General features: G+C 48.0%; 20 protein-coding genes. 11 read left to right on the forward strand and 9 right to left on the reverse strand.

Going from position 1 to position 24947, the window contains the following annotated elements; all coding sequences use genetic code 11:
- Positions 1 to 1329, reverse strand: coding sequence for an amino acid permease (locus NYE62_RS01685; RefSeq protein WP_144664477.1), 1329 nt, complete (start codon positions 1327 to 1329; stop codon positions 1 to 3).
- Between the two features lie 124 nt (positions 1330 to 1453).
- Here NYE62_RS01685 and NYE62_RS01690 point away from each other — a divergent pair, with 124 nt between their 5' ends.
- A complete protein-coding gene (locus NYE62_RS01690) occupies positions 1454 to 2050 on the forward strand; it encodes a DUF1989 domain-containing protein (protein ID WP_011996295.1) in 597 nt (198 codons plus the stop codon).
- 134 nt (positions 2051 to 2184) lie between these two features.
- The gene (gene nadE, locus NYE62_RS01695; protein WP_007409061.1) at positions 2185 to 3003 is read left to right on the forward strand and encodes an ammonia-dependent NAD(+) synthetase; all 819 of its coding nucleotides are present in this window, start codon (positions 2185 to 2187) and stop codon (positions 3001 to 3003) included.
- Between the two features lie 50 nt (positions 3004 to 3053).
- Here the strand turns inward: nadE and NYE62_RS01700 are convergent, their stop codons facing one another.
- The 3 genes from NYE62_RS01700 to NYE62_RS01710 all read right to left on the reverse strand — a co-directional run bounded on the left by NYE62_RS01700 (position 3054) and on the right by NYE62_RS01710 (position 4955).
- Positions 3054 to 3338, reverse strand: a complete 285-nt coding sequence (locus NYE62_RS01700; protein ID WP_007409062.1) for an antimicrobial peptide LCI — start codon at positions 3336 to 3338, stop codon at positions 3054 to 3056.
- A gap of 180 nt (positions 3339 to 3518) precedes the next feature.
- The gene (tmrB, locus tag NYE62_RS01705; RefSeq protein WP_053573756.1) at positions 3519 to 4112 is read right to left on the reverse strand and encodes a tunicamycin resistance ATP-binding TmrB; all 594 of its coding nucleotides are present in this window, start codon (positions 4110 to 4112) and stop codon (positions 3519 to 3521) included.
- Positions 4113 to 4166: 54 nt separating this feature from the next.
- Positions 4167 to 4955, reverse strand: coding sequence for a sugar phosphate isomerase/epimerase family protein (locus tag NYE62_RS01710; RefSeq protein WP_326243981.1), 789 nt, complete (start codon positions 4953 to 4955; stop codon positions 4167 to 4169).
- Positions 4956 to 5172: 217 nt separating this feature from the next.
- On the opposite strand from NYE62_RS01710, the gene NYE62_RS01715 reads away from it, so the two are divergent.
- From NYE62_RS01715 to NYE62_RS01755, 9 genes are all read left to right on the forward strand, one after another.
- Entirely contained in the window at positions 5173 to 6483 is a 1311-nt protein-coding gene (locus NYE62_RS01715) for an MFS transporter (protein WP_342497191.1), read from the forward strand.
- 125 nt (positions 6484 to 6608) lie between these two features.
- On the forward strand, positions 6609 to 7169 hold the full coding sequence (locus NYE62_RS01720; protein WP_003156609.1) for a shikimate kinase: 561 nt from the start codon (positions 6609 to 6611) through the stop codon (positions 7167 to 7169).
- Positions 7170 to 7309: 140 nt separating this feature from the next.
- Positions 7310 to 8266, forward strand: coding sequence for a cephalosporin C deacetylase (gene cah / locus NYE62_RS01725; RefSeq protein WP_007409374.1), 957 nt, complete (start codon positions 7310 to 7312; stop codon positions 8264 to 8266).
- Positions 8267 to 8331: 65 nt separating this feature from the next.
- Positions 8332 to 9117 carry a nucleotidyltransferase domain-containing protein gene (locus tag NYE62_RS01730; RefSeq protein ID WP_199022322.1) on the forward strand — a complete coding sequence of 262 codons (786 nt, stop codon included), beginning with the start codon at positions 8332 to 8334 and terminating at the stop codon, positions 9115 to 9117.
- A gap of 187 nt (positions 9118 to 9304) precedes the next feature.
- Positions 9305 to 10216 carry a proline dehydrogenase gene (locus NYE62_RS01735; protein WP_087920787.1) on the forward strand — a complete coding sequence of 304 codons (912 nt, stop codon included), beginning with the start codon at positions 9305 to 9307 and terminating at the stop codon, positions 10214 to 10216.
- A gap of 17 nt (positions 10217 to 10233) precedes the next feature.
- The gene (gene pruA / locus NYE62_RS01740; RefSeq protein WP_199022323.1) at positions 10234 to 11781 is read left to right on the forward strand and encodes an L-glutamate gamma-semialdehyde dehydrogenase; all 1548 of its coding nucleotides are present in this window, start codon (positions 10234 to 10236) and stop codon (positions 11779 to 11781) included.
- 91 nt (positions 11782 to 11872) lie between these two features.
- Positions 11873 to 13327, forward strand: coding sequence for a sodium/proline symporter PutP (gene putP / locus NYE62_RS01745; protein ID WP_076983722.1), 1455 nt, complete (start codon positions 11873 to 11875; stop codon positions 13325 to 13327).
- 157 nt (positions 13328 to 13484) lie between these two features.
- A complete protein-coding gene (locus NYE62_RS01750) occupies positions 13485 to 14720 on the forward strand; it encodes a PucR family transcriptional regulator (RefSeq protein WP_003156600.1) in 1236 nt (411 codons plus the stop codon).
- A 196-nt stretch (positions 14721 to 14916) separates the two neighbouring features.
- Entirely contained in the window at positions 14917 to 15927 is a 1011-nt protein-coding gene (locus NYE62_RS01755) for an NAD(P)/FAD-dependent oxidoreductase (RefSeq protein ID WP_144664484.1), read from the forward strand.
- Between the two features lie 55 nt (positions 15928 to 15982).
- On the opposite strand, the gene cobA is transcribed toward NYE62_RS01755, so the two are convergent.
- The 5 genes from cobA to nirB all read right to left on the reverse strand — a co-directional run bounded on the left by cobA (position 15983) and on the right by nirB (position 24817).
- Positions 15983 to 17422: a uroporphyrinogen-III C-methyltransferase gene (gene cobA, locus NYE62_RS01760; RefSeq protein WP_144664485.1), complete on the reverse strand. Its 1440-nt coding sequence runs from the start codon at positions 17420 to 17422 to the stop codon at positions 15983 to 15985.
- 64 nt (positions 17423 to 17486) lie between these two features.
- Positions 17487 to 17807, reverse strand: coding sequence for a nitrite reductase small subunit NirD (nirD, locus tag NYE62_RS01765; RefSeq protein WP_007409365.1), 321 nt, complete (start codon positions 17805 to 17807; stop codon positions 17487 to 17489).
- Between the two features lie 20 nt (positions 17808 to 17827).
- Positions 17828 to 20245 (reverse strand): NADPH-nitrite reductase, encoded by a 2418-nt coding sequence (nasD, locus tag NYE62_RS01770; RefSeq protein ID WP_242750284.1) that lies wholly within the window; start codon positions 20243 to 20245, stop codon positions 17828 to 17830.
- 119 nt (positions 20246 to 20364) lie between these two features.
- Positions 20365 to 22497, reverse strand: coding sequence for a nitrate reductase (locus NYE62_RS01775; RefSeq protein ID WP_241457871.1), 2133 nt, complete (start codon positions 22495 to 22497; stop codon positions 20365 to 20367).
- Positions 22490 to 24817 (reverse strand): nitrite reductase large subunit NirB, encoded by a 2328-nt coding sequence (gene nirB / locus NYE62_RS01780; RefSeq protein ID WP_095352418.1) that lies wholly within the window; start codon positions 24815 to 24817, stop codon positions 22490 to 22492. The genes NYE62_RS01775 and nirB overlap by 8 nt, the downstream gene beginning before the upstream one ends.
- Positions 24818 to 24947 lie beyond the last annotated feature (130 nt).

Here is a 24947-nt window from a genome sequence, read left to right on the forward strand (position 1 = left end):
CTATGATCCGGCAGGGCTGTGTCCCTGCTTTTTTTGTACGATCCATGTCACGATCGCAATGACGGCGAGAAAACAAAGGCTGACCAGAAAACCGGGCCGGCTCGATTTCTCAAACAGCGTCCCGGAGACGGCCGCGACAATCAGCACAAGGGCGATAACAATCTGTACGGTTCCCATCTTTGTCGTTTCGAGCAGTTTCTTGCCCGAGAACAAAATGAACAGCCACGTATAAAGAAGCATCAGTCCCGCCGCGGTTGTCATGTGTTCATATATATTTTTCGGCAGCACCAATGACAGGATGATGGAGACGATGAGTCCGGCAAACGTCAATCCGAGCGCAGGCCAGCAGATTTTTTTGTTTTCCTTTAATCTGAAGCATTTCGGCGCATCTCCGTCATCTGCCATCGTACAAAGCAATGTCGTCACGGCAAACAGCGAGGCGACGAGCGTGGAAAATCCCGCAATAATAAAAATCCCGTTAAAAATATCAAGAATGATATCTAAATGAAAACCCTTCAGCGATGTAATAAACGGGCTGTCCTGTTCGGTGAATTTGCCCAGCGGCACTAACAGCAGCGCCAGGCCGAGAGAAATGACGTAAATCACCGCAAGAACGGCAAGCATCAGCCGGCCTGATTTTGAGGCTTCCTCCGGATTTTTCAAATGCACGGTCATCAGCCCCAAGACTTCAATTCCTCCGAAGGCGTAAAACGCATAAATCAATCCGGTCCATAACCCCATCGCTCCGTGCGGGAACAAATCCTTTGATTCGTTCGGCACCTGTACATCCGGTTTATGAGAAAATATACCGCACAGCGCCAATATGGCGATGACGATAAACATAACAATCGCCGCCGTCTTGACAACAGCGAGCACATTTTCCGTTTTTTGAAAAACGGACAGCCCCGTAAATATAATCAAGAGACCGAGCACCGCATAGATGGAGGCGAAAATCCACAGCGGCACATTCGGAAACCAATGCTTCGTAAAAAGCGAGATCGCTGTCAGCTGGCTTCCAGTGATCAGCATCTCGGACGACCAGTACACCCATCCGTTGCTGAAACCGGCCCAAGTGCCGAAAGCCTTTCTCGCATAAGCGCAAAAAGACCCCTTTTCGGGCTGTTTAGCCGAAAGCTTCGCGAGCTGCTCAAAGACAAAATAGGTGCCAAGCCCGGCAATAAGAAATGAGATCAGCGCGGAATATCCGCTTTTGACAATAGCGATGCTGGACCCGAGAAAAAAGCCCGTCCCGATTGTGCAGCCGACGCCGATTAAGGAGAGCTGCCACCAAGCGAGATTTCCTTTAGGCTGGTCCTGTGATTTACCCATGAAGTTCAACCCCTTTATCAAAGCTTAGATTGCAGCCGTCAGAAGGGGAATATACATCCAATAAATTGCTTTACATGAAACAAACGGCCGGAGTTCATAATAGAAGAAAAAAAGGAGCAGTCTGATGACACAGCAATTTATCGTACCGCCGAAAAAAGGGCTCGGCCTGAAGGTTCACAAAGGGCAGATTATAAAAGTAGTCGATGTGGAAGGGCAGCAGGTGGCTGACTTCACGGCGTATCATGCCAAGGACTTTTATGAACATCTTGATCAGGGCGCGACGATTGATGCCAACCAGTCCATTCATGTAAAAACGGGTGATCATATTTATTCGAATTTATACAAGCCGATGCTGACGCTGATTGAGGATACAGTCGGCAAGCATGACCTGCTGCTTCCCGCCTGCCGTCCGGATATGAACAGGCTTTTATACGGAAAGCATAAAGACGAGCTCCAGGATACGTGCTATGACAATATGAGCGGGGCGCTTGAACCGTTCGGGGTGCCGCGGCCGCATATGCATTACCCATTTGCCATCTTTATGAACACGGTGCTCGATGAGAAGGGGAACTTATCAGTCGAAACGCCTCTTTCTGACGCGGGTGATTATGTACGGCTCCGTGCGGAAATGGATCTCGTCGTCGCGTTTTCATCCTGTCCGATTGAAAAAGGAAAATGCAACGGAGACAGCATCACGGCGCTGCGGGTGGAAATCAGCTGATCCCGGTGTATTTGATTCACTTAAAATCTGCACCTGTGCTATATTTAACAGAGAGTCGTACATAGTGGCATGATTCATTTTCAGCATGAACGGGAAATGGATCATAAAGAAACAATGCAGGAGGAGTGATTGGGATGAGCATCCAGAAACAAATTATGAATGATCTCCATGTAAAGCCCTCAATTGATCCGAAACAAGAAATTGAGGACAGAGTGAACTTTCTGAAACAATATTTGAAAAAAACAGGTGCCAAAGGCTTTGTGCTCGGCATCAGCGGGGGGCAGGATTCCACGCTTGCGGGACGCCTCGCCCAGTTGGCGGCTGAAAGCATCAGAGAAGAAGGCGGAAACGCTGAATTTATCGCCGTCCGCCTTCCGCACGGCACACAGCAAGATGAGGATGACGCCCAATTGGCGCTCAAATTCATTAAACCTGATAAATCATGGACATTTGATATTAAGTCCGCTGTCAGCGCGTTCGCTGATCAGTATAAAAAAGACACGGGCGATCAGCTGTCTGACTTTAACAAAGGAAATGTAAAAGCCAGAATGAGAATGATCGCTCAATATGCCATCGGCGGACAAGAGGGGCTGCTTGTCATCGGAACCGACCATGCGGCCGAGGCGGTGACCGGTTTCTTCACGAAATACGGTGACGGCGGAGCTGATCTGCTGCCGCTGACCGGATTAACGAAACGCCAGGGCAGACGTTTATTAGAAGAGCTCGGCGCGCCGGAACGCCTGTATTTGAAATTACCGACGGCCGATCTGCTTGATGAAAAACCGCAGCAGACTGATGAGACCGAACTCGGCATCACATACAATGACATTGATGATTATTTAGAAGGCAAGGATGTTTCTTCCGAAGTGATTGAAGCGCTGGAAAAACGCTACCTCAGTACGGAGCATAAGCGCCAGGTGCCGGCATCGATGTTTGATGATTGGTGGAAATAGAATGAAAAAAACCTCCCTTTTGAAAGGGAGGTTTTTTGTTTATTTCATTTTTATTTATCTACACTTTCATAAATCCCTACCCAATACCCTTTGCTGCTGTCATAGTATTTGCTTTTGAAAATCCATTTTGTTCCATCTAAAACGAAAGAAGCAGCGAAGTTGCCGTTAGGGCTTTGAACGAGTTTGATGGCATTAATGCCGGCATCTGCTTTCGTTGAGATTGGGCTATTTTCCGCGGATGCGGATGCTGTTGGTGATGCGGCAAAGGCAGGAGCGGCAGACATCAGTAAGGCAAGAGACAGCGCAGAACCGGTTAACACTTTTTTGAATTTCATTTCGAGCACTCCCTTTTCAAATGAAATGTGTTACAGTGTTAATAATTAGATGATTATCCATAAAATTCCTTCTTTATTTCTAAAATTTTTTTCTTAATTTGAAAAAACATCCCTTCAGAGGGGCTTTTTATTTATTGATCCATTTGCATGGATCAGGGACATGTTTTTCAAAACGTTTTTTTATTTGATACGGATATGATTCAGCTTCACCATCAATCTGTCGGTGAATCTTCGAAGGCTGCCTCTCGAATCAGGCTTAAGAGGCAGATTTGCTTGGGCAGCGATCGTTTCTGCGACCTGCTGAATAGACATTTGGTCTGTATGGAGATGTTCTGTGAAGAGGCTATCAGACAGGCTGTTGATGCAGCGGTCGATTTGTTTTGCAGCCCAGGAGTTTTTTCCTTCCGCTCTGGTGCGCAGGCGTTTCAGCAATGTTTCCTTTGAAGCCAGCAGGGTAAAGTGGTGAATGGTCCGGCCATCCTGTCTCAGCCTGCTGATAATGTCATGGAAGTATTGAACGTTCGTAATGGTCATGGGCACAATGATGATGCCCTGATATGTATCTGACAAATAGGAAAGCATGCTGTAATTGAATTCCCGCCACAGAGGGTAGCTTTGAAAGTCATCTTCAGCGATATCCGGCGGTATCATCGAACGCATCGCAAACCCCATCTTTTCAGGATCATATATGTAAGACGGTTTCAGTCTTCTGTGCAGTTCAAACGCTGTTTGTGTTTTTCCGGAACCGAAAGCCCCATTTATCCAAATGATCATCATGATATCCCCCTTTTTTTATATGATACAAAAAAAGACCCTTCGATCGAAGAGTCAGCGGGAAAAAACAGACGTATATTCGCGGAGCGATTCCTTTATATGCGTAAAGGCATGTTCTCCAAAATACTCAAGAGAAACAAAACCGTCATATTGTCTGTTCATCAGCTCTTTTAAAAATGCTTTTTGATCGAGATCTCCTTGAAAAATCGGAGTTGGCTTGCTGAGATACCAGTTGGCAAAATCCCAGTGATAGTTTTTCAGATGAATGTGGCTGACGGTATGATACAGTTTTTCCAAAGCGGACATTTGGTCAACGTGATTGACGTGTAGGTTGGAGCCGTCAAAAATGGTGCGGACCCGCGGATGTCCGACATCCTCCAAAAATGCCAGCGCCGCCTCCGGTGTATCCGCGTACGTATCGTAATGAATCTCAAGCCCGATATCGACTTCATAGTCATCTGCGAGCCGTGCCGCCTGCTGAAATTGATCAACCGCACGTTGCCACTTTTCCGGTGACGTCCGGTGCGAAGGAAGATTGCCGGCAAAGACTCTGATCAAGGGACTGTGCAGCTGTCGTGCCGCGCTTAATGCCCTTTGAACATCCTTTAACGCCTGCCTTTCATCCTGAGTGGCGAAGTCAGTGTACAAACTGACGGCAGGCACCCCGATGCCTTCCTCCTGAAGCTGTTGATAAAGCCTGTCGAGCGGGCCGATTTCCTCTATATATTGGTTTGCGTGTCCGTACCACAGTTCGATTCCGTCAAAGGAGTGCTCCTTCGCGAAAGAAATGATGTCGAAAATATGCTTTTTTTTAAATCCTGTCGTGCAAAAACTCAGTTTCATCGATAATCCTCCCGTAACTGTCTATCATATGTGTACTTTTTCCCCGGGTGCGATACGGATAAACAGATGAAAAGGGCAGACACTTTTATGAGCGGGGTGTGTCTGCATCAGGTCAGTGCGGCACACAAATTGTTTAGCGCTTTTTTGCGTCAAAGTATTAAATAATTGACCGAAGTGTTGTACAATTAATTTCATTCGAGTAAGGGGGGAGAAGCCATTGAAAAATGAAACAGAGCTGACGGACTTCAGTCCCGTCCGCAATAAACCGACTCGCGCTCGTTATGTGATATTGGTTCTTTTGTTTTTTATCACTGCGATTAATTATATAGACCGAGCCAGTGTATCTATTGTCGGCCCATCCATTCAACATTCGCTGAACATAAGCCCCGCGCTTTTGGGCATCGTTTTTTCTGCGTTCAGCTGGACCTATACGGGGATGCAGATTCCCGGCGGACTCATTTTGGATAAATTCGGGTCGAAACGGACATACGGAATTTCTTTATTTGTATGGTCGGTTTTTACCGGAGTACAAGCTTTTGCGACAAGTTTCGGGTTTCTATTCGGCTGCCGCCTGCTCATCGGCATAGCTGAATCGCCGGCGTTTCCGGCAAACAACCGGATTGTCACGACATGGTTTCCAAGGCGGGAACGCGCCTTTGCGACGGGTGTTTATACGGCGGGGGAATATGTCGGGCTGGCGTTTGCCACACCGGTTTTATTCTGGGTGTTAACGGCAATTGACTGGCGCGCCGTATTTATTTCCTCAGGGGTGCTCGGAATTGTTTTCTCCATTTTCTGGTTTAAAATGTATCACGAGCCGAACGGGTATCGGAAAGTGAATCGTGAGGAGCTTGATTATATTAAAGAAGGCGGCGGACTGACTGAGGTGTCTGATTCAGCCGGCAGGATATCGTGGGCGGATTTCGTCCAGCTTCTAAAATACCGCAAGCTTGTCGGCTTGTATATCGGCCAATTCGCCGTAGCCTCCACGCTGTTCTTCTTTTTGACATGGTTTCCGACTTATCTGGCGGAGGCAAAGCACATGGCTTTCTTAAAAGTCGGCTTCGCCGCATCAATCCCGTATATCGCCGCTTTTTTCGGCGTATTGTTCGGCGGATTTTGGTCTGACGGCATGATGAAACGGGGGGTGTCGGTGAACGTTGCCCGGAAAACGCCCGTCATCCTCGGTCTTCTGCTGACAGGCTCCATCGTGCTCGCGAATGTTACGGATTCTGCTCCTGCGGTTTTGACGATCTTATCCATTGCTTCTTTTGCGCAGGGCATGTCCAATATATCCTGGACGATGCTGAGTGAGGTCGCGCCAAGCGAAACAATCGGATTGGCAGGGGGCGTCTTTAGCTTTTTCGCCAATATGGCCGGCATTATCACCCCGCTTCTCATCGGGTTTATCGTTTCTGCGACCGGTTCATATAACGGAGCGATTCTGTTTGTCGGCGCTGTCGCATTTATCGGGGCATTTTCTTATATTTTCATTGTCGGAAAGGTGGAACGCATTACGCTCCGATAGAAAGAAAAACTCATCTCTTCTTATAAAGGATGGGTTTTCTTTCATTGCATTATCTCTATATTTCAATATTGAGTTATCATATAATAAACATAACTTTTTCATTTCTTAGGAGGATTTCGCCGAAGATGAACGCAAAACGTGCCATTCCCGTAAGAGAAAGAAATATCGTACTGATCGGATTCATGGGTGTCGGAAAGACAACAATCGGCCAGCTGGTCGCTAAGAAACTATACAGAGACTTCATTGATATTGATCTGCAGATTGAGAAAGATTTCAATATGTCCATCCCTGAAATGTTTGAGAAAAAAGGTGAAGCCTTTTTCCGTCAGACTGAAAAGGACTATATATTAGATATCTGCCGCAATACGAAATTCAAGATCGTGTCGCTTGGGGGCGGTTCGTTTAAACAAGAGGAAATCAGACAGTGCTGCCTTGAAAACTGCCTCGTGCTCCATCTTGATTTATCATGGGAGAATTGGAAGCAGCGGGCTGATCTGCTGATTGAAAGCCGTCCCGTTCTGCATAACCGTTCCATGGATGAAATGCAGCAGCTCTTTAACGAGCGCCAAAGCATCTATGATAAACATAATTCAAAAGTGGCGACGGATAATCTGGAACCAGAAGAAATCGCCGATTATATCGTAGAAACGTTAAAAATCGGCTGGGACTTGTATCAGCCGATGTAAAAAGAGCCGTGACGCTGTGAGCGCACGGCTTTTTTGTTTTTAAACAAACGTTTATTAAAATGTTTAGAAAATGAGTGTAAAATCGTGTTAAGATAGAGTCAGAAAATTAAAACATATAAAACAAAGGAGAATAATCGGATATGCAATTATACGACTTGCCGCTCGACCAACTGCAAACCTATAAACCAAATAAAACCGCTCCTCATGACTTTTCGGATTTTTGGGCATCATCATTACATGAGCTTGCAAAGGAAGAGGCAAAGCCTGAATTAAAGGCTGAAAGCTACCCGGCTGACGGCGTGAAAGTATTCCGGCTGACATACCGAAGCTTCGGCAAGGCGGAAATTGAGGGATGGTACGCCGTTCCCGACCGGCAAGGACCGCATCCGGCCATCGTGAAATATCACGGCTATAATGCGAGCTATGACGGGGATATACATGACATCGTAAATTGGGCGCTACACGGATATGCCGCATTCGGCATGCTTGTCCGCGGTCAGCACAGCAGCACAGATACAAGCGTCTCACCGCACGGACACGTTCCCGGCTGGATGACGAAAGGGATTTTAGATAAAGATACATATTATTACCGCGGCGTGTACTTAGACGCCGTCCGGGCTTTGGAAGTCATCAGCGGCTTTGATGAAGTGGATGAAACGAGGATCGCCGTCATCGGCGGGAGCCAGGGAGGCGGACTTTCAATCGCCGCGGCGGCACTATCTGACATTCCGAGAGCGGTTGCGGCCGATTATCCTTATTTAAGCAATTTTGAGCGGGCCATTGATGTCGCTCTTGATGAGCCGTATCTTGAGATTAACTCCTTTTTCAGAAAGAACGGCAGCCCTGAAACGGAGAAGGCCGCGATGAATACACTGGCCTATTTTGATATCATGAATCTGGCGGACCGCGTAAAAGTTCCGGTGCTCATGTCCATCGGCCTGATTGACCGCGTGACTCCGCCGTCGACGGTGTTTGCCGCTTACAATCATCTGGAAACGGAAAAAGAATTGAAGGTTTACCGGTATTTCGGACATGAATACATACCTTCTTTCCATACGGAAAAGCTGGCCTTTCTGAAAGCGCACCTGAAAGGCTGACAGCCGCGAAAAGCCCAAGTACTTGGGCTTTTTTCAGGAATCATCACGGAAAAGGACGGATACAGATGGAACAAAAGATCATCGAAGGATTAAAACGAATTGAAGCACAGCATGGCGTCAAGGTGCTTTACGCCGTAGAATCAGGGAGCCGCGCATGGGGGTTTCCGTCAAGAGACAGCGACTACGATGTACGGTTTCTCTATGTGCCGAAAAAAGAATGGTACTTTTCGATCGAACCGCATAGGGATGTCATAGAAGAGCCGATTCATGACATGCTTGACATCAGCGGCTGGGAACTGAGAAAAGCGCTTAGGCTTTTTAAAAAATCAAATCCGCCTCTTTTGGAATGGCTCTCTTCTGAGATGATCTATTATGAAGCTTTCTCAGCGGCTGAAAAGCTTCGAAAACTGAAAATCCGCGCCTTTTCGCCTGAAGCCGGCATCTATCATTATCTCAATATGGCAAAACGGAATGAAAAAACGGAATTGCGGGGCAGTGAAGTGAAGATTAAAAAGTATTTTTATGTTCTGCGTCCTCTCCTTGCCTGCAGATGGATCGAAACGTTCGGCTCCGTACCGCCGATGTCATTTCCCGTACTGGCCGATGCCTTATTGACGGATGAAGCGCTCATTTCTGAAATCAATACACTGCTTACAAGGAAAAAAAGCGGTCAGGAGCTGGCTCCGGAACCGAGAAATACGATTATTCATGCGTTTATAGAAGAAGAAATAGAACGCATCGGGCACTATGTCAAAACGATCAAAACGCCGAAACCTGACATAACGGAGGAACTGAATCAGCTATTGATTCAGACCGTCGAAGAGGCGTGGGAGGAAAAAGGCGGAAATTGACGATTGCCGTCATTTTCGTCCGCCTTTTTTCGGCATAATCCGCCTGCTATCTAAGAAGCTGATTGTGGTAAAACCACAAAAATATATCAGAATCTTTGTATTTTTAGAATATTGTGAGAGGATGTTTTGTCCATTTACAATAGACTCATACAAATACTTCTTAGATTGCGGGGTGTTAAGGTTGGAAGTGATTACAAGAGATTTTTTCTTATTTTTATCCAAGAGCAGTTTTCTCAATAAGATGGCGCGAAGCTGGGGAAGCCGTGTGGCAGCCGGCAAAATCATCGGAGGAATGGATTTCCGCAGTTCTATCCCGACAATCCGACATTTGAACAGCCAGGGGCTGTCAGTTACTGTCGATCATTTGGGGGAATTTGTCAACAGCGGTGATGTCGCGAAAGAACGCACCGAGGAGTGCATGCAGACCATCGCCTTAATCGCTGATGAACAGCTGAATTCCCAAGTGTCATTAAAAATGACGTCTTTAGGTCTTGATATAGATCTCGATCTCGTCTATGAAAATATGACGAAAATCCTCCAGACGGCTGAAAAACATAAAGTCATGGTGACGATTGACATGGAAGATGAAACGAGATGCCAGAAAACGCTGGATATCTTTAAAGACTTCCGGAGCCGGTATGAATATGTAAGCACCGTGGTGCAGGCCTATCTGTACAGAACGGAGAAGGATCTTGATGACCTCAGCCCGCTGAATCCGTTTCTGCGGCTTGTCAAAGGGGCCTATAAAGAATCGGAAAAGGTGGCCTATCCTGAAAAAAGCGACGTCGATGAAAATTATAAAAGACTCATCCGCAAACAGCTTTTAAAAGGACATTATACGGCAGTTGCCACGCATGATGACAAAATGATCGAGTTTACAAAACAGCTTGCCAAAGAGCACGGCATTCCAAACGACCGTTTTGAGTTTCAGATGCTGTACGGCATGCGCTCGCAAACCCAGCTCAGCCTGGTGGAAGAAGGATACCGCATGAGAGTCTACCTGCCTTACGGGGATGACTGGTACGGCTATTTCATGAGACGGCTCGCCGAACGCCCCTCAAACATCGCATTCGCCTTTAAAGGGATGACTAAGAAGTAAAAAAGGGAGAGATGACAATGACTACACCTTATAAACACGAACCATTCACGAATTTCCAAGATCAATCGAACGTTGAAGAATTTAAGAAAGCGCTTGCGACGGTAAATGAGTATCTGGGAAAAGATTATCCGCTCGTCATCAACGGTGAAAAGGTAGAGACGGAAGCGAAAATCGTTTCAATCAATCCGGCTGATAAAGAAGAAGTCGTCGGAAAAGTGTCAAAGGCGTCCCAGGAGCACGCTGAGCAAGCGATTGAAGCAGCTGCGAAAGCGTTCGAAGAGTGGAGATACACATCCCCTGAAGAAAGAGCGGCCGTTTTGTTCCGCGCAGCTGCCAAAGTCCGCCGCAGAAAGCACGAATTCTCCGCCCTGCTCGTCAAGGAAGCGGGAAAACCTTGGAACGAAGCTGATGCGGATACGGCGGAAGCCATCGACTTTATGGAATACTACGCGCGCCAAATGGTTGAATTGGCAAAAGGCAAGCCGGTCAACAGCCGCGAAGGCGAGAAAAACCAATATGTGTACACTCCGACTGGAGTGACAGTTGTTATTCCGCCGTGGAACTTCTTGTTTGCGATCATGGCAGGAACAACAGTGGCGCCGATCGTTACTGGAAACACAGTGGTTCTAAAACCTGCGAGTGCTACACCTGTTATTGCAGCAAAATTTGTTGAGGTGCTTGAAGAGTCCGGATTGCCAAAAGGCGTAGTCAACTTTGTGCCGGGAAGCGGAGCAGAAGTAGGCGATTATCTTGTTGACCATCCGAAAACAAGCCTTATCACATTTACAGGATCACGTGAAGTCGGTACGAGAATTTTCGAACGCGCGGCAAAAGTGCAGCCGGGCCAGCAGCATTTAAAACGTGTCATTGCAGAAATGGGCGGTAAAGATACGGTTGTCGTTGACGAAGATGCGGACATTGAATTGGCGGCTCAATCCATCTTTACATCAGCATTCGGCTTCGCGGGACAAAAATGTTCTGCAGGTTCACGTGCAGTTGTCCATGAAAAAGTGTATGATCAAGTATTAGAGCGTGTCATTGAAATTACGGAATCAAAAGTAACTGCTAAACCTGACAGTGCAGATGTTTATATGGGGCCTGTCATCGACCAAGGTTCTTACGACAAGATCATGAGCTACATTGAAATCGGAAAAGAAGAAGGCCGTTTAGTAAGCGGCGGCACCGGGGATGATTCAAAAGGCTACTTTATCAAGCCGACGATCTTCGCTGACCTTGATCCGAAAGCAAGACTCATGCAAGAAGAAATTTTCGGGCCTGTCGTGGCGTTTTCTAAAGTGTCAAACTTTGATGAAGCTTTAGAAGTGGCAAACAATACTGAATATGGTTTGACAGGCGCGGTCATTACAAATAACCGCAAACATATTGAACGGGCGAAACAGGAATTCCATGTCGGCAACTTGTACTTCAACCGCAATTGTACGGGAGCGATTGTCGGCTACCATCCGTTCGGAGGCTTCAAAATGTCCGGCACTGATTCAAAAGCGGGCGGCCCGGATTATTTGGCCCTCCACATGCAGGCGAAAACAATCAGTGAAACGTTTTAAGAGGGACTGAATGGGCATCCTCCTCGCGGGGGGTGTCCATTTCACCATAAACATATAAAGCGGAGGAGGAAATGCCATAGCAAACATTCAGTTGATTATTTCCATTTGTATTTATATGGCGGGTATGCTGTTTATCGGTTATTTCGCCTACAGACGGACGTCAAATCTGACGGATTACATGCTCGGGGGGCGTTCTTTAGGCCCTGCCGTCACAGCGCTCAGCGCGGGAGCGGCGGATATGAGCGGATGGCTCTTGATGGGGCTTCCGGGCGCTATGTTCTCGACAGGATTAAGCGGCGCTTGGATTGTGATCGGGCTTGTGCTCGGGGCGTGGGCGAACTGGCTTTTCGTGGCGCCGAGACTGAGAACGTATACCGAAAAAGCGGGGAATTCCATCACCATTCCGGGTTTCCTTGAAAACCGTTTCGGTGATCATACGAAGCTTCTCAGACTGTTTTCGGGTCTTGTCATACTCGTCTTTTTCACATTTTACGTTTCATCCGGCATGGTCTCAGGAGGTGTCTTATTCAACAGCATTTTAGGGTTGAATTACCACACGGGACTGTGGGTCGTGACAGGCGTCGTTGTCGCCTACACCTTGTTCGGGGGCTTTTTGGCGGTAAGCTGGACGGACTTTGTTCAAGGGATCATTATGTTTGCGGCGCTTATTCTTGTGCCGATTGTGACGATTTTCCATACGGGCGGCCCGGGAGAAACCGTTGCCGATATCCGTTCCGTCAACCCGGAACTGTTTAACATGTTCAAAGGGACGACCGTCCTTGGCATTATTTCTTTATTTGCGTGGGGGCTCGGCTATTTCGGGCAGCCGCATATTATTGTGCGCTTTATGGCAATCACATCTGTGAAAGAAATCAAACGCGCCAGACGGATCGGAATGGGATGGATGATTTTGTCTGCACTAGGCGCGCTGTTTACGGGTCTTGCGGGAATCGCGTATTACCACCAGCACGGACTGAAGCTGGCTGATCCGGAAACCATTTTTATTCAGCTCGGCAACATTCTGTTCCACCCGATTATTACGGGATTTCTCATTTCTGCGATTTTAGCGGCCATTATGAGTACGATTTCGTCTCAGCTGCTCGTTACGTCCAGTTCTTTAGTGGAGGACTTGTATAAGTCCATGTTCAGGCGTTCGGCTTCTGATAAGGAACTCGTATTTCTGGGGAGAATGGCAGTGCTTGCGGTGTCAATCATCGCTTTGGTGCTCGCCTGGGAGAAAAACAACACGATACTTGGTCTTGTCAGCTATGCATGGGCGGGATTCGGCGCTTCATTCGGGCCGGTCGTACTGCTCAGTTTATTTTGGAAACGGATGACGAAATGGGGGGCACTCGCCGGCATGATTGCGGGAGCGATTACCGTAATCATTTGGGCGAATGCCGGTCTTTCAGACTTTTTGTACGAAATCATTCCGGGCTTTGCTGTAAGCCTTGCCGCTGTATTTGTCGTCAGCTTATTGACACAGGCTCCGTCAAAAGATGTCACAGATCAGTTTCATGAGTACCGTGATACACTTTCTCAATAAAAGCAAGGAACGAGAGGAAGAAGGGACCGCCCTTTTTCCTCTTTTCACGATACAGGCTTTCGGATAATTCCGTTTTGGGAATATGTGAATTTTTTTCTATACAAAAAGTCACCCCGCAGAGTATGATAAAGATAAAAAGAGCATAGGAGAAATAGGTATGGAAGAGCTTTTAGAGAGAGTTTTTTCATTTACGGACATTGATAAATTAATTGATTTCATCAGTTATGAATTGCAGAAGCCCGTTATTCTGGAAAGCGCGGATTTCTTTTTGCTTGCCTATAATTCTTATTACATTAATCACTTCGACTCCGCCAACCAGCAGACGATATTTTCAAAAAAATGCCCCGTGCAGATTTTTGAAAGGTTTCTGAAGGACGGGGTGATCGAAAAGCTGAAAACCGTTCCTGAACCGTTCCGTGTCGAAAAAATAGACAGTATCGGACTGAATCAGAGAGTGGTTGTAAGCGCAAAACATAAAGGGGAAGTGATGGGCTACATCTGGATTCAGGAGCTCGACCGAAACTTGACGGACGAGGAGCTCGATTTTTTATATGAAACTTCATTCCATGTCGGAAAAATCATCTATAAAACGAACCGGCTGAAACAGGAAAAAGAAGAGAGAGCGGAAGACCTGGTGAAACGGGCGATCTTTCAGCAATTCTCCTCTGAAAAGGAGTTCAGGCGGGAAGCGGAAAAGATGAACGCCGTGCTGCCGTCGGTTTTTTCGGTAGTCGTCCTGCACGCCGCAAATGGGGATGGGGAGGCAGTCGAAGATGTGAAGGAAAACATCAAATCGTACTTGAATTTGCGGGATAAAGTCAGTCACGTCTTAACCATTGATTCCAATATTGTCATCGTCGTCGCAAGCTTCTCGCAAAAAAGCTCCGGCACTTCGGCAGCATCTGAATTCATCCACAAACTGCTGACTCATTTTCACTTTCAGAAGATCCCCACTCCCATCTATATCGGAATCGGCAATGAATACAGCAGCATCCTGAAGCTCGGCAAAAGTTATATAGAGGCCCTTGAAGTCATAAAGGCCGCCGAAATTACCGGAAACCAGGAAAATATCCCGTACGAATACAGTAAGCTCGGGATTTACCGCTATCTTGAAAGCATCGAAGAAAAAAACGCCTCACTGGAATATGTAAACGATGATTTAGCGTTATTAAAAGCCAAAGACAGAGAAAGCAGTACCGAACTGCTGAAAACGTTAGAAATCTATCTCCTCAATAACTGCAAAACAAAACCAGCCGCAGAACAGCTTTTTATTCATCAAAACACATTGAACTACCGTATCAAACAGATTCTTGACATGACATCAATTAATTTAAACGACTTCAGGACAAGGTGCCAGCTGTATCTCGATATCATGCTGATGAAAAAGAGATAAAAAAGAAACCAGTCGCCGTACTGGTTTCAGTTTTAATACCTTCCCGCTTATCAATCTCAGAACCTCACTTCTGAATCACTCCTTTCCCGCAAGAGAGAAATGAATAAACACTGCTGCTCGATGTGTGTTATACTTTTATTGATATTGATTCTCAATTAAAAATGTTGAAGTATAGATATAAACGGGAGGCAGAACGATGGCGGAAAATCATGAGGTGTATGACGTCACGATTATAGGCGGAGGCCCGATCGGCCTGTTTGCGGCTTTTTATTGCGGGATGCGCGAGCTGAAAACGAAAGTGATCGAGTTTTTGCCGCGGCTCGGAGGGAAAGTGTCTATGTTTTTCCCTGAAAAAATCATCCGTGATATCGGCGGAATACCCGGGATTGCCGGAGAACAGCTGATTAAGCAGCTGAAGGAACAGGCTGCGACATTTGAGCCGGATATCGTGTTGAATCAGCGGGTGACCGGATTTAAACGGCTGGAAGACGGAACCATTGTGCTGGAAAGTTCCGAAGGGGAAAAGCACTATACACGCACGGTGATTTTGGCCGTCGGCATGGGAACGCTTGAGGTCAATGAACTTGACAGCGCGGATGCGAGCCGTTATTCGGGAAAGAACCTTCATTATAAAGTGGAGAAGCTTGATGCGTTTCAGGGGAAGCATGTCGTGATTTCCGGAGGGGGAGATACCGCGGTTGACTGGGCGAATGAGCTGGAACCGATTGCGGCGTCTGTTACCGTCTTGCACCGCAGGGAGGAGTTCGGCGGTTTGGAAAGCAGCGTGGCGAAAATGAAGCGGTCTTCCGTGCGGGTGCTTGCGCCGTATCGTCTGAAGCATCTCAACGGCACCGGAGAACGGATCGAGAGCGTCACCGTTTGCCAAACTGAGTCCGGACTTTCTGAAGACATCAAGCTTGATGAGCTCATTATCAACCACGGATTTAAAATTGATCTCGGTCCGATGAAGGACTGGGGGCTTGAGATAGAAGAAGGCAGGATTAAAGCTGACAGACATATGCGGACGAATCTTCCGGGCGTGTTTGTCGCCGGTGACGCCGCCCATTATGAAAGTAAGCTCAGATTGATTGCAGGCGGTTTCACGGAGGGGCCGACCGCCGTGAACAGCGCCAAAGCCTATTTGGACCCGCAGGCGGATCAGATGGCGATGTATTCGACTCACCATAAAAAATTGGTGACACAATAAAAAAGGGCTGACCCCCGATGTTGAGCCTGGGGGGTCAGAAAAGCATTCCGGCGTATCAGCTGTGAACGAGCATGTCTTTCATTTCATTTCGTATAAACGCAAATAACTGTTCCTGATTTTTCACGGCGGTAAACCCGCAGCCGGCGGGGACGTCTTCGCCCATGCAGATGACGGGAGGGCGGTTTGCTGACGGATTCGGTGATATGCCGATTTGTTTTCCGGCGCTGATCAAATGCTGAGCGGATTCTTTGCCCGTACAGATAATCATTTGCAGAGGAGACTCACTGATCGTGCGTTCGATCATGGAAGTGAACCGCTCATCCGCGATATGTTCATGGGTGATATAAAAAGAGCATGATTTTGAGTCTGGCAAGTTTTCTGTCGCTTGACGGCTTCCCACAATAAGCGAATGCGGAGAATCATGTTGACATTCGGATAGGAGAAAGCCCCGTTTTGTCAGTTCCGTCTTTGCGGCCTCAGTCGCTGCATTCAGGCTTGCGGTCACCCGGCGGATGTCGATCTGCTTGAAAGCCAGTGTGTCAAAGAATTCGCATACCGCAAGGCGTGATGTAAAAAATAGTTGTTCAAAGGTGCTGATCTGTTTCAGGATGTTTTCGTTTGCGGGCATTTTTTTAACGATCCGCTTCGGCCACTCGATAACATCGGCGCCATACTCGCGCAGCTTGTCTGTCAATGTATGTTCTTCATCGCCATGAGTGACAACCATGATATGCCGCCCGATGAACGGTTTGCTTTCAAACCAGCTGTGTGTTTGAAAATTGACAATATCACCGATGACGATAATGGCGGGGTTGGTGATGTTTTGGCTTTGAACTTTTTCATGGATATCCTGAAGCGTTCCTTTAACGCTCCGCTGCCGCCCCCACGTCCCCCATTGAATGACGAGTACGGGAACGGAAGGGGATTTTCCGTACTCCGTAAGCTTACGGCATATAAATGACAGATTTTTAACGCCCATGTAAAACACAAGCGTTTGAACGCTTCGGGCAAGCCCTTCCCAGTCGAGATTCGGCCTGCCTTGCAATGATGTATCATGAGCGGTGATCATCGCGAAGGACGAAGCGAAATCACGATGGGTGACGGGGACTCCCGCATACAGCGGCGCTGCGATTCCCGAGGTGATGCCGGGCACCATTTCATAGCGGATGCTGTGCTGATGAAGCGCCTCTGCTTCTTCGCCGACTCTGCCGAACACACTTGGGTCTCCGCCTTTCAAGCGGACTACGGTGCAGCCCTCCGCCGCTTTTTCAATCAGCAGGGCATTTATCTCAGACTGTTTCATAAAATGGCGGTCGGGCAGCTTTCCGCAATAAATGAACCGGCAGTCCGGTGAGGCATATTCAAGAAACTTTGGGTTTGCGAGCCGGTCATACAAAATAATATCCGCTTTCTCCAGAGCCTGTTTTCCTTTTACGGTGATCAGCCCCGGGTCTCCTGGTCCGGCACCGACAAAATATACGATTCCGTTTTTCATGATGGCGTCATCCCTTCAGCAATTTAAAAAATGAAGGACCACTTGAAAAAGTGATCCGGTCTGATCAATACAGGAGGTATACATTCTCTCCTTCGATCAGTGTTTCGTATGTTTTGACACAGCCATGATCCGGCTCTTGGACTTTTCCGTCTTCTAAGGAGATTTTCCAGTCATGCATCGGGCAGAAGACGTATTCTCCGCTGACGATACCTTCAGCCAAGACGCCCCCTTTATGGGGACAGCGGTTTTCGACGGCGCGGACGCTCCCGTCAGAAAGCTTAAATACGGCAAGCTCTTTATCTTCTATATATACGGTTTTTCCTAACTCCTCGGGTAATTCGTTTACTTTGCCTATGCAAACCTTTGTCATATCTTTATTAACCATGTCCGTTCCCCCTTACTGTTTTATGAAGTCGTGACGACATTTTCGAATAGATCTTGAGATGCTTTTTTATCTTTAAGGAAGTATTGCCACGGATCTTTGTGGACAGAGAGTGTCTCATTCATTCTGTCGTTGAGCTCCTGCCGTTTTTCCGGATCGTTTAATACGGATTGGACATGAGATAAACCGACGCGCTCAAGCCATGCGGATGTCCGCTCCAGATAGTTTGCCGTTTCTCTGTAGTACTGAAGGTAAGCACCCGCATATTCTAAGACTTCTTCATTCGTTTTTACTTTCATCAGCAAATCACCGGCGCGCAAATGGGTTCCGCCGTTTCCGCCGACATAAAGCTCCCAGCCTCCGTCGATGCCGACAACGCCAAGGTCCTTAATGCCTGATTCCGCACAGTTCCGAGGGCAGGCGGACACGGCCATTTTGACCTTATGAGGCGTATTGAGCCCTTCGAATTTTTTCTCAAGCGCAATGCCCAGTGCCATGGAGTCTTGCGTGCCGAAGCGGCAGAATTGTTCGCCTACGCACGTTTTTACCGTGCGGAGTGTTTTTCCGTACGCGTAGCCTGACGGCATATCAAGCTCGGCCCATACTTTCGGCAGGTCTTCTTTTTTGACGCCGATGAGATCAATTCGCTGGCCGCCTGTCATTTTAACGAGCGGGATCTCATATTTGTCGACGACATCGGCGATCTTGCGGAGATCTTGAGAGTTGGTTACGCCCCCGTACATCCGGGGAACGACTGAGTATGTTCCGTCCTTTTGAATATTGGCGTGCATCCGTTCGTTCACAAAACGGGATGTTCTGTCATCCTCGTATGTAGCCGGATTAATCATGCCTAAGTAGTAGTTGAGGGCAGGCCGGCATTTGGAGCAGCCCTCCGGCGTTTTCCATCCGAGCACGTTCATGATTTCTCTTGTATGGGACAGCCCTTTGGCTTTGATTTCTTCTACGACTTCATCTCTCGACAGTGAGGTACAGCCGCAAATCGCTTCTTTTTGCGCGGACGCGTCAAATTCTGAGCCCAGTGTATATTGAAGAATGTCGTCCACGAGCGGTTTACAGCCTCCGCAGGAACGGGATGCCCCGGTGCATGCTTTGATTTCGTCCGTTGATGTGCAGCCTTTTTCCTGAATGGCTTGAATAATCGCGCCTTTTGAAACGCCGTTGCACCCGCAGATGATTTCATCGTCGCTCATCGCCGCGGTCATGCTTGCGCCTGCTTCCTGATCAAGAGGCTGTAAGATTGATATTTTGGAGGTTTCAGAGATATCGGCTTGTTTTTGAATCATTGAAAACAGGCGGCTGCCCTCGCTGCTGTCTCCGAACAAAACAGCGCCGACAATTTGATTGCCCCTCAGGACGATTTTTTTATAAATGCCGTCCTGCTCATCGAACACTTTAATCGCTTTTTTGTCCTCTGATTCGTTAAAGTCACCGGCAGAGAAGACTTCGACGCCTGATACCTTTAATTGAGTGGAGAGAACGGAGCCTTCATACGGTTTTGTTTCAATGCCGCAAATATGTTTGGCCAGCACTTTTGCCTGTTCATAGAGCGGCGCCACAAGACCGTATGCGATTCCGCGGTGCTCGGCACATTCACCGACCGCGTAAATGTGCGGAATGTCAGTCTGCATATAATCGTTGACAATGATTCCGCGGTTTACCGGAATGCCGCTTTCTGTGCCAAGCTGTGTATTCGGGCGGATGCCGACGGCCATGACGACCAGATCAGCTTCGATGCTTGTGCCGTCTTTAAAGCGTACGCCTTCGACACGGTCAGTACCGAGAATTTCTTCGGTTTGCTTTTCAAGGAAAAAGGTCATGCCTTGTTTCTCTAATTCGTTTTGCAGCAGGCGTCCCGCCGCTGCGTCAAGCTGGCGCTCCATCAGGAATGGGGCGAGGTGGATGACAGACACGTCCATGCCGAGGTTCAGCAGTCCGCGTGCGGCTTCCAAACCCAGCAGTCCTCCGCCGATGACGGCTGCTTTTTTATATTGTTTTGACGCGGCGAGCATCGTGTCTGTATCTTTTATATCCCGGAATGCCGTGACGCCTTTTTTGTCTGCGCCCGGAATCGGAAGGATAAAAGGGACAGAGCCTGTCGCCAGGATGAGTTCATCGTAAGGCTGGATTCTGTCTGCATCGGTGATGACGGTTTTGTTTTCCGTGTCGACTTTGATGACTGTTTCACCGGTATACAGCTGAATGTTGTTTTCTTTGTACCAGTTCCAATCGTTTAACGTAATGTCTTGAATGTCGGTATCGCCTTGCAGCACTTTTGACAGAAGGATTCGGTTATAGTTGGGATGAGGTTCGGCCCCGAATATTGTAATCTCGAATTCGTCTTTTGAAACACGCAGTATTTCTTCAATCGCTCTTACCCCGGCCATTCCATTTCCAACAAGAACTAGCTGTTTTTTTCCCATCAGATGATCCGCTCCTTATCTTTGTTTTTTTTAGCGTAGCACAGCAAAAACAAATATTTAAGATGCATGTTATGAAATGTAACAAAAAATACTAAAAAATCTAAAAATTTTATGAAAAATTATATAGGGCTGATTCGTACCGCGCACATCTTAAAACCGGGCATTTTACAGTCCGGGTCCAAGGCTTCACCAATTAAATCGTTGACGTTTTGCGTGTCAGACCAATGGATGGGAACAAACAACGTGTCTTTTCGTACTTTCTCCGACCATCTGCTCCGGACCGTGATGCTGCCCCGGGGGGATTCTACTTTCACGAGAACACGGTCTTCGATATGATAGTCGGCCGCCGTTTTTGGGTGGATTTCCACAAAGGATTCGAAATGTCTTGCAGCCAGGGCGGAGCTTTTTCTCGTTTGTACACCCGTTAAGTAATGAGACATCACCCTGCCCGTGGTTAAATAAAGCGGATAGCCGGCGCTCGGTTTCTCTTTCGGGACGGCCGGTTCATTTGGAATCACGCTTAATTCAGCTCTGTGATCGGGATGGGCAAATGAGTGCTCAAACAATCGCCCGGTTCCGGGGTGATCCGCTTCAGGACATGGCCACTGAATGCCGCCTTCCCGCCTGAGCCTGTCATAGGTGATGCCTGCGTAATCAGCAATTCCGCCGCGGCTTGCTTCTCTCAGTTCGTTAAAGATTTCCTCCGCCGACGTATAGGGAAAATAATGCCCTTTACCAAGAGCCGAGGCAATGTCACAGATGATCTGCCAATCATGTTTCGCTTCTCCGGGACAGGTGCGGCTCGCTTCTCTTAATGTCACGCGGCCTTCTACATTTGTCATCGTGCCTTCGTCTTCCAAATAAGAGGAGGCGGGTAAAATCACATCCGCGAATGCCGCGGTCTCAGAAATAAATAAGTCAACTGCGACAAAAAATCTCAGTTTCTTGATTGCCTGCTTGACGAAATTCGCATTTGGGCCGGAAACAGCCGGATTGGAACACATGAGAAACAGTCCTTTGATGTCGCCGCTATCTATTTTTTCTATCATTTCATAGGCTGAGACGCCTTTTTGCGGCAGCTCATCCTGATGAATCCCCCACATCTTCGCAATATACGCCCGGTGTTCTTCATTTTCGATAGAACGGTAGCCCGGAAGCTGATCCGCTTTTTGGCCGTGTTCTCTCGCGCCTTGTCCGTTGCCTTGACCGGTAATCGCCCCGTAACCTGAGAAGGGCTTGCCGATTTTTCCGGTGATCAGCACCATATTTAAGAAAGCTTTCACTGCCGCGGTACCGTCAGTCTGCTGTTCGATCCCCCGCGCTGTAAACAGCATGCCGGATGTTTCCTTGGCAAACTTCACGGCGGCCTTTCGCATATGCTCCAAAGGAACACTTGTCTGCTCGGAGATCTCTTTCAGATCCAAAGCGTCGGTATGCTGTTTGAGCTTATCGAATCCGTTTGTGCGTGTGCGGATAAAGTCTTTGTCTGTAAGCTGTTCGTCAATGCAGATTTTGACGAGTCCGTTTGCCAGGGCTGCGTCTGTGCCGGGCTTGATTTTCAGGTGAAGATCGGCTATTTTGGTCGTCGCCGTTTCCCGGGGATCAATGGCGATAATGTAAGCTCCGTTTTCTTTCGCTTTATCAAAATACGGCATGATCGTCGGCTGGCATTCGGCGATATTGGTGCCGGCCAGGATGATGACACGTGTATGCGGGATGTCCGATAATGGATTCGTCAGGCCCCTGTCCGCGCCGAATGTCTGGCCGGCCGCCGTTGCTGCGGCAGACATACAGAGCCGCCCGTTGTAATCGATGTATTTCGTCTGTAAGCCAACCCGTGCGAACTTTCCAAGCAGATAGGCTTCTTCATTTGTAATTGAGGCGCTCCCGTAGACGGCCATCGCATCATTGCCGTGTTCGGTTTGGATCAGATTGATTTGTTCCTTAATGCGATTCAGTGCTTCAGCCCAAGAGACAGGCACAAATTCACCGTTTTTTTTAAGCAGGGGGCGTGTAATGCGGGAAGAGTGCACGGCATGCTGATGGGCATTCATGCCTTTTGTACATATACGGCCATGTGTCGTCGGATTATCAATGCCGATTGCAGTGTATTTCTTCCGTGCCGCGAAGGTTTGTTCCGTAAGCTGCATTTTGCATTGCATGCTGCAGAACGGGCATTGCGTCTCATATGTTTTTTCCGATTGAATATCTTGCAGTTTGTCACGGAAATAACGGAGCATCGGTTCAGTCAAAAAGCTTCATCCTTTCGTATGGCGTTTTCCCGGCAGACAGGTTTTGCAGCAGGGATATGTCTGAACGGAGATTTTTCAGAAGCTGTGTCCGCATATCTTCTTCAAACAGCATTTCTCTGATATGGACGAGGCCGAGTCTGTCAACCCATTGATAAATCGCTTCGTTGTAGTGAGCCGTTTCGCGATAATATTGAATAAGGCCTTTCATCATAGCGGCGGTACTGTCTTCGTTATCCGTCACACAAAAAAGGCTGCCGGCGCGGGCTTGTTTTCCGCGGACGCCCCCGATATAAATCTCCCAGCAAGTTTGTGTCTGAAGCGCGCCGATATCCTGAATGTAAGCATCGGTGCAATTGTTTTCACATGACAAGCTGACGGATATATAAGCGGGGACGGCAAGCGTGTCGGTATCTCGTTCAATCTTGCTTGCCAGCTCTTGAAAGGAGCGATGCTGTCCGCACGTACATGCTCTGATTTGAATCGTCCTGCGGTGCCGGGGGGAGAAAACCGGCATGTTCAGTGCTTTTCTGATGCTTGCAAGGTCATTTGGCCTGATTCCGGAAAGCCTCAGCCGGTGACTGTCAGTCATCGAAACGCCGGGGATGCTGTATGCTTCGATGACGTCTGCGATGTTTTTGAGCTCTGCCGCACGTGTCAGTCCGCCGTACATTTGCGGAATCAGGGTGCATGTCTCTTCTGCCGATATTTCATTGAACTGCATAAAATCAGGCCGCGTCCTTTCCAAGTAATAGTGAAGCGCCGGAATACAAATGCGGCAGCCGTTTTCTGTTTTCCAGCCGATCTCTCTCATTACCTCGGCGGCATCAGTGAACGGACGGCGGCGAATTTCGGCGATGACTTCTTCTTCTGTCAAATCGGTGCAGCCGCAAAACGAAGGCTGGCGGGAGGATTTTGTGTAATCATCGCTCGCCATATATTTCAGCAAGTCTTCAACGAGCGGCCTGCATCCTCCGCAAGACCCGGACGCTTTTGTCATGTGCTTCACTTCCTCCGCGGTTTTTAAGCCATATTTGTTCACCGCTTCTTCAATGGAGCACTTGGTCACTGAGCTGCATTGGCAAATGGTTTCATGGGGAGGCATGGATTCAAAGGATATACCGCCTTGATCCGGTTCCATGAGCTGTTTTTTTACGATGGAAATGTCCCTTTGCTTCACAAGACTGTCGAGAAGCCGCTGTTTACCGCGCGTGTCCCCGAATAAAATAAAGCCGGCCGGTTTATCGTCCTCAAAGAGCGCTTTTTTGTAGATGCCTGCATGCTCATCATGGAACAATATGCCGGCTGTGTGCTCATCCTCGTGCACCTTTCCTGCCGACCATACATCAATACCGGCTATTTTTAAGGCCGCAGATTGTGCAAAGCCCTGAAACCCTTCGCACGGGACGCCGCATAGATGCTGCGCGAGCACTTTTCCCTGTTCATAAAGCGGCGCCGCCAATCCGTATACAATCCCGTCATGCTCCGCGCATTCACCGACGGTATACACATTCGGTTTGTTCGTCTGCATGAATTGATTGACGATGATTCCTCTGTTCACTGAAAGTCCGGCAGATGCAGCCAATCGGATATTGGGCTTCACACCGGCGGCCATGACAATCAGGTCTGCTTCTATGGAACAACCGTCTTTGAAACGGATGCCTTCCGCCCGTGAGTTCCCTGTAATGGATGCCGTGTCTTTCTCTAAAAGAAAGACTAAGCCTTTTCGTTCCAGCTCTTTCTGCAGCAGGCGGGATGCCGTTTGATCAAGCTGTTTTTGCATAATGGCGGAAGAGTGGTGAATGACGCTGACGTCCATGCCGAGCTGCCGTAAGCCGACGGCCGCTTCAAGACCTAATAAACCGGCGCCGATGACCGCCGCCTTTTGATACCGGCCGGCCGCATTGATAAGGGATTGGCAGTCTTCTATTGTCCGAAAGCCGTACACACCTTCTTTATCTGCTCCGGGTATGGGGAGAATATAAGGAGAGGAGCCCGTTGCAAGGATGATTTGATCGTAAGTCATGCTGCGCTTCCGATCCGTTGTGACAACCTGCCGTTCTGTATCAATGTGTACAACCGTTTCTCCCGTGTAAAGCGTAATTCCGTTTTTTTCGTACCATTCGCGGCTATTCAGCGTAATGTCATCAAGCGAAACCTCACCTTGTAAAACGGAGGATAAGAGAATGCGATTGTAATTGGGATGAGGTTCGCTTCCGAAAATGAAAATCTCAAACATGTCACGGTTCATCTTTAAAATGTGTTCAATACAGCGGATTCCGGCCATTCCGTTCCCTGCTGCAATTAATCGTTGTTTCTTCATTCGCCAAACCTCCTTTGCAGCTGCCTGTAAGATTGCTTCTCTATGAGAAATTATGGCACATTGCCTGATTAACGCATTAAATGTGTCGCATTATCTTACACATGTCTTTTCCGGTGAATGCCGGTCATAT

It is taken from the genome of Bacillus sp. FSL K6-2861 (assembly GCF_038630725.1).
Lineage (GTDB): Bacteria > Bacillota > Bacilli > Bacillales > Bacillaceae > Bacillus > Bacillus velezensis.

Bases quoted from the DNA above. Each gene is read 5' to 3' on its own strand.
- NYE62_RS01685 (WP_144664477.1), bottom strand. From the start codon at position 1,329: ATGGGTAAATCACAGGACCAGCCTAAAGGAAATCTCGCTTGGTGGCAG.
- NYE62_RS01690 (WP_011996295.1), top strand. From the start codon at position 1,454: ATGACACAGCAATTTATCGTACCGCCGAAAAAAGGGCTCGGCCTGAAG.
- nadE (WP_007409061.1), top strand. From the start codon at position 2,185: ATGAGCATCCAGAAACAAATTATGAATGATCTCCATGTAAAGCCCTCA.
- NYE62_RS01700 (WP_007409062.1), bottom strand. From the start codon at position 3,338: ATGAAATTCAAAAAAGTGTTAACCGGTTCTGCGCTGTCTCTTGCCTTA.
- tmrB (WP_053573756.1), bottom strand. From the start codon at position 4,112: ATGATCATTTGGATAAATGGGGCTTTCGGTTCCGGAAAAACACAAACA.
- NYE62_RS01710 (WP_326243981.1), bottom strand. From the start codon at position 4,955: ATGAAACTGAGTTTTTGCACGACAGGATTTAAAAAAAAGCATATTTTC.
- NYE62_RS01720 (WP_003156609.1), top strand. From the start codon at position 6,609: ATGAACGCAAAACGTGCCATTCCCGTAAGAGAAAGAAATATCGTACTG.
- cah (WP_007409374.1), top strand. From the start codon at position 7,310: ATGCAATTATACGACTTGCCGCTCGACCAACTGCAAACCTATAAACCA.
- NYE62_RS01730 (WP_199022322.1), top strand. From the start codon at position 8,332: ATGGAACAAAAGATCATCGAAGGATTAAAACGAATTGAAGCACAGCAT.
- pruA (WP_199022323.1), top strand. From the start codon at position 10,234: ATGACTACACCTTATAAACACGAACCATTCACGAATTTCCAAGATCAA.
- NYE62_RS01750 (WP_003156600.1), top strand. From the start codon at position 13,485: ATGGAAGAGCTTTTAGAGAGAGTTTTTTCATTTACGGACATTGATAAA.
- NYE62_RS01755 (WP_144664484.1), top strand. From the start codon at position 14,917: ATGGCGGAAAATCATGAGGTGTATGACGTCACGATTATAGGCGGAGGC.
- cobA (WP_144664485.1), bottom strand. From the start codon at position 17,422: ATGAAAAACGGAATCGTATATTTTGTCGGTGCCGGACCAGGAGACCCG.
- nirD (WP_007409365.1), bottom strand. From the start codon at position 17,807: ATGGTTAATAAAGATATGACAAAGGTTTGCATAGGCAAAGTAAACGAA.
- nasD (WP_242750284.1), bottom strand. From the start codon at position 20,245: ATGGGAAAAAAACAGCTAGTTCTTGTTGGAAATGGAATGGCCGGGGTA.
- nirB (WP_095352418.1), bottom strand. From the start codon at position 24,817: ATGAAGAAACAACGATTAATTGCAGCAGGGAACGGAATGGCCGGAATC.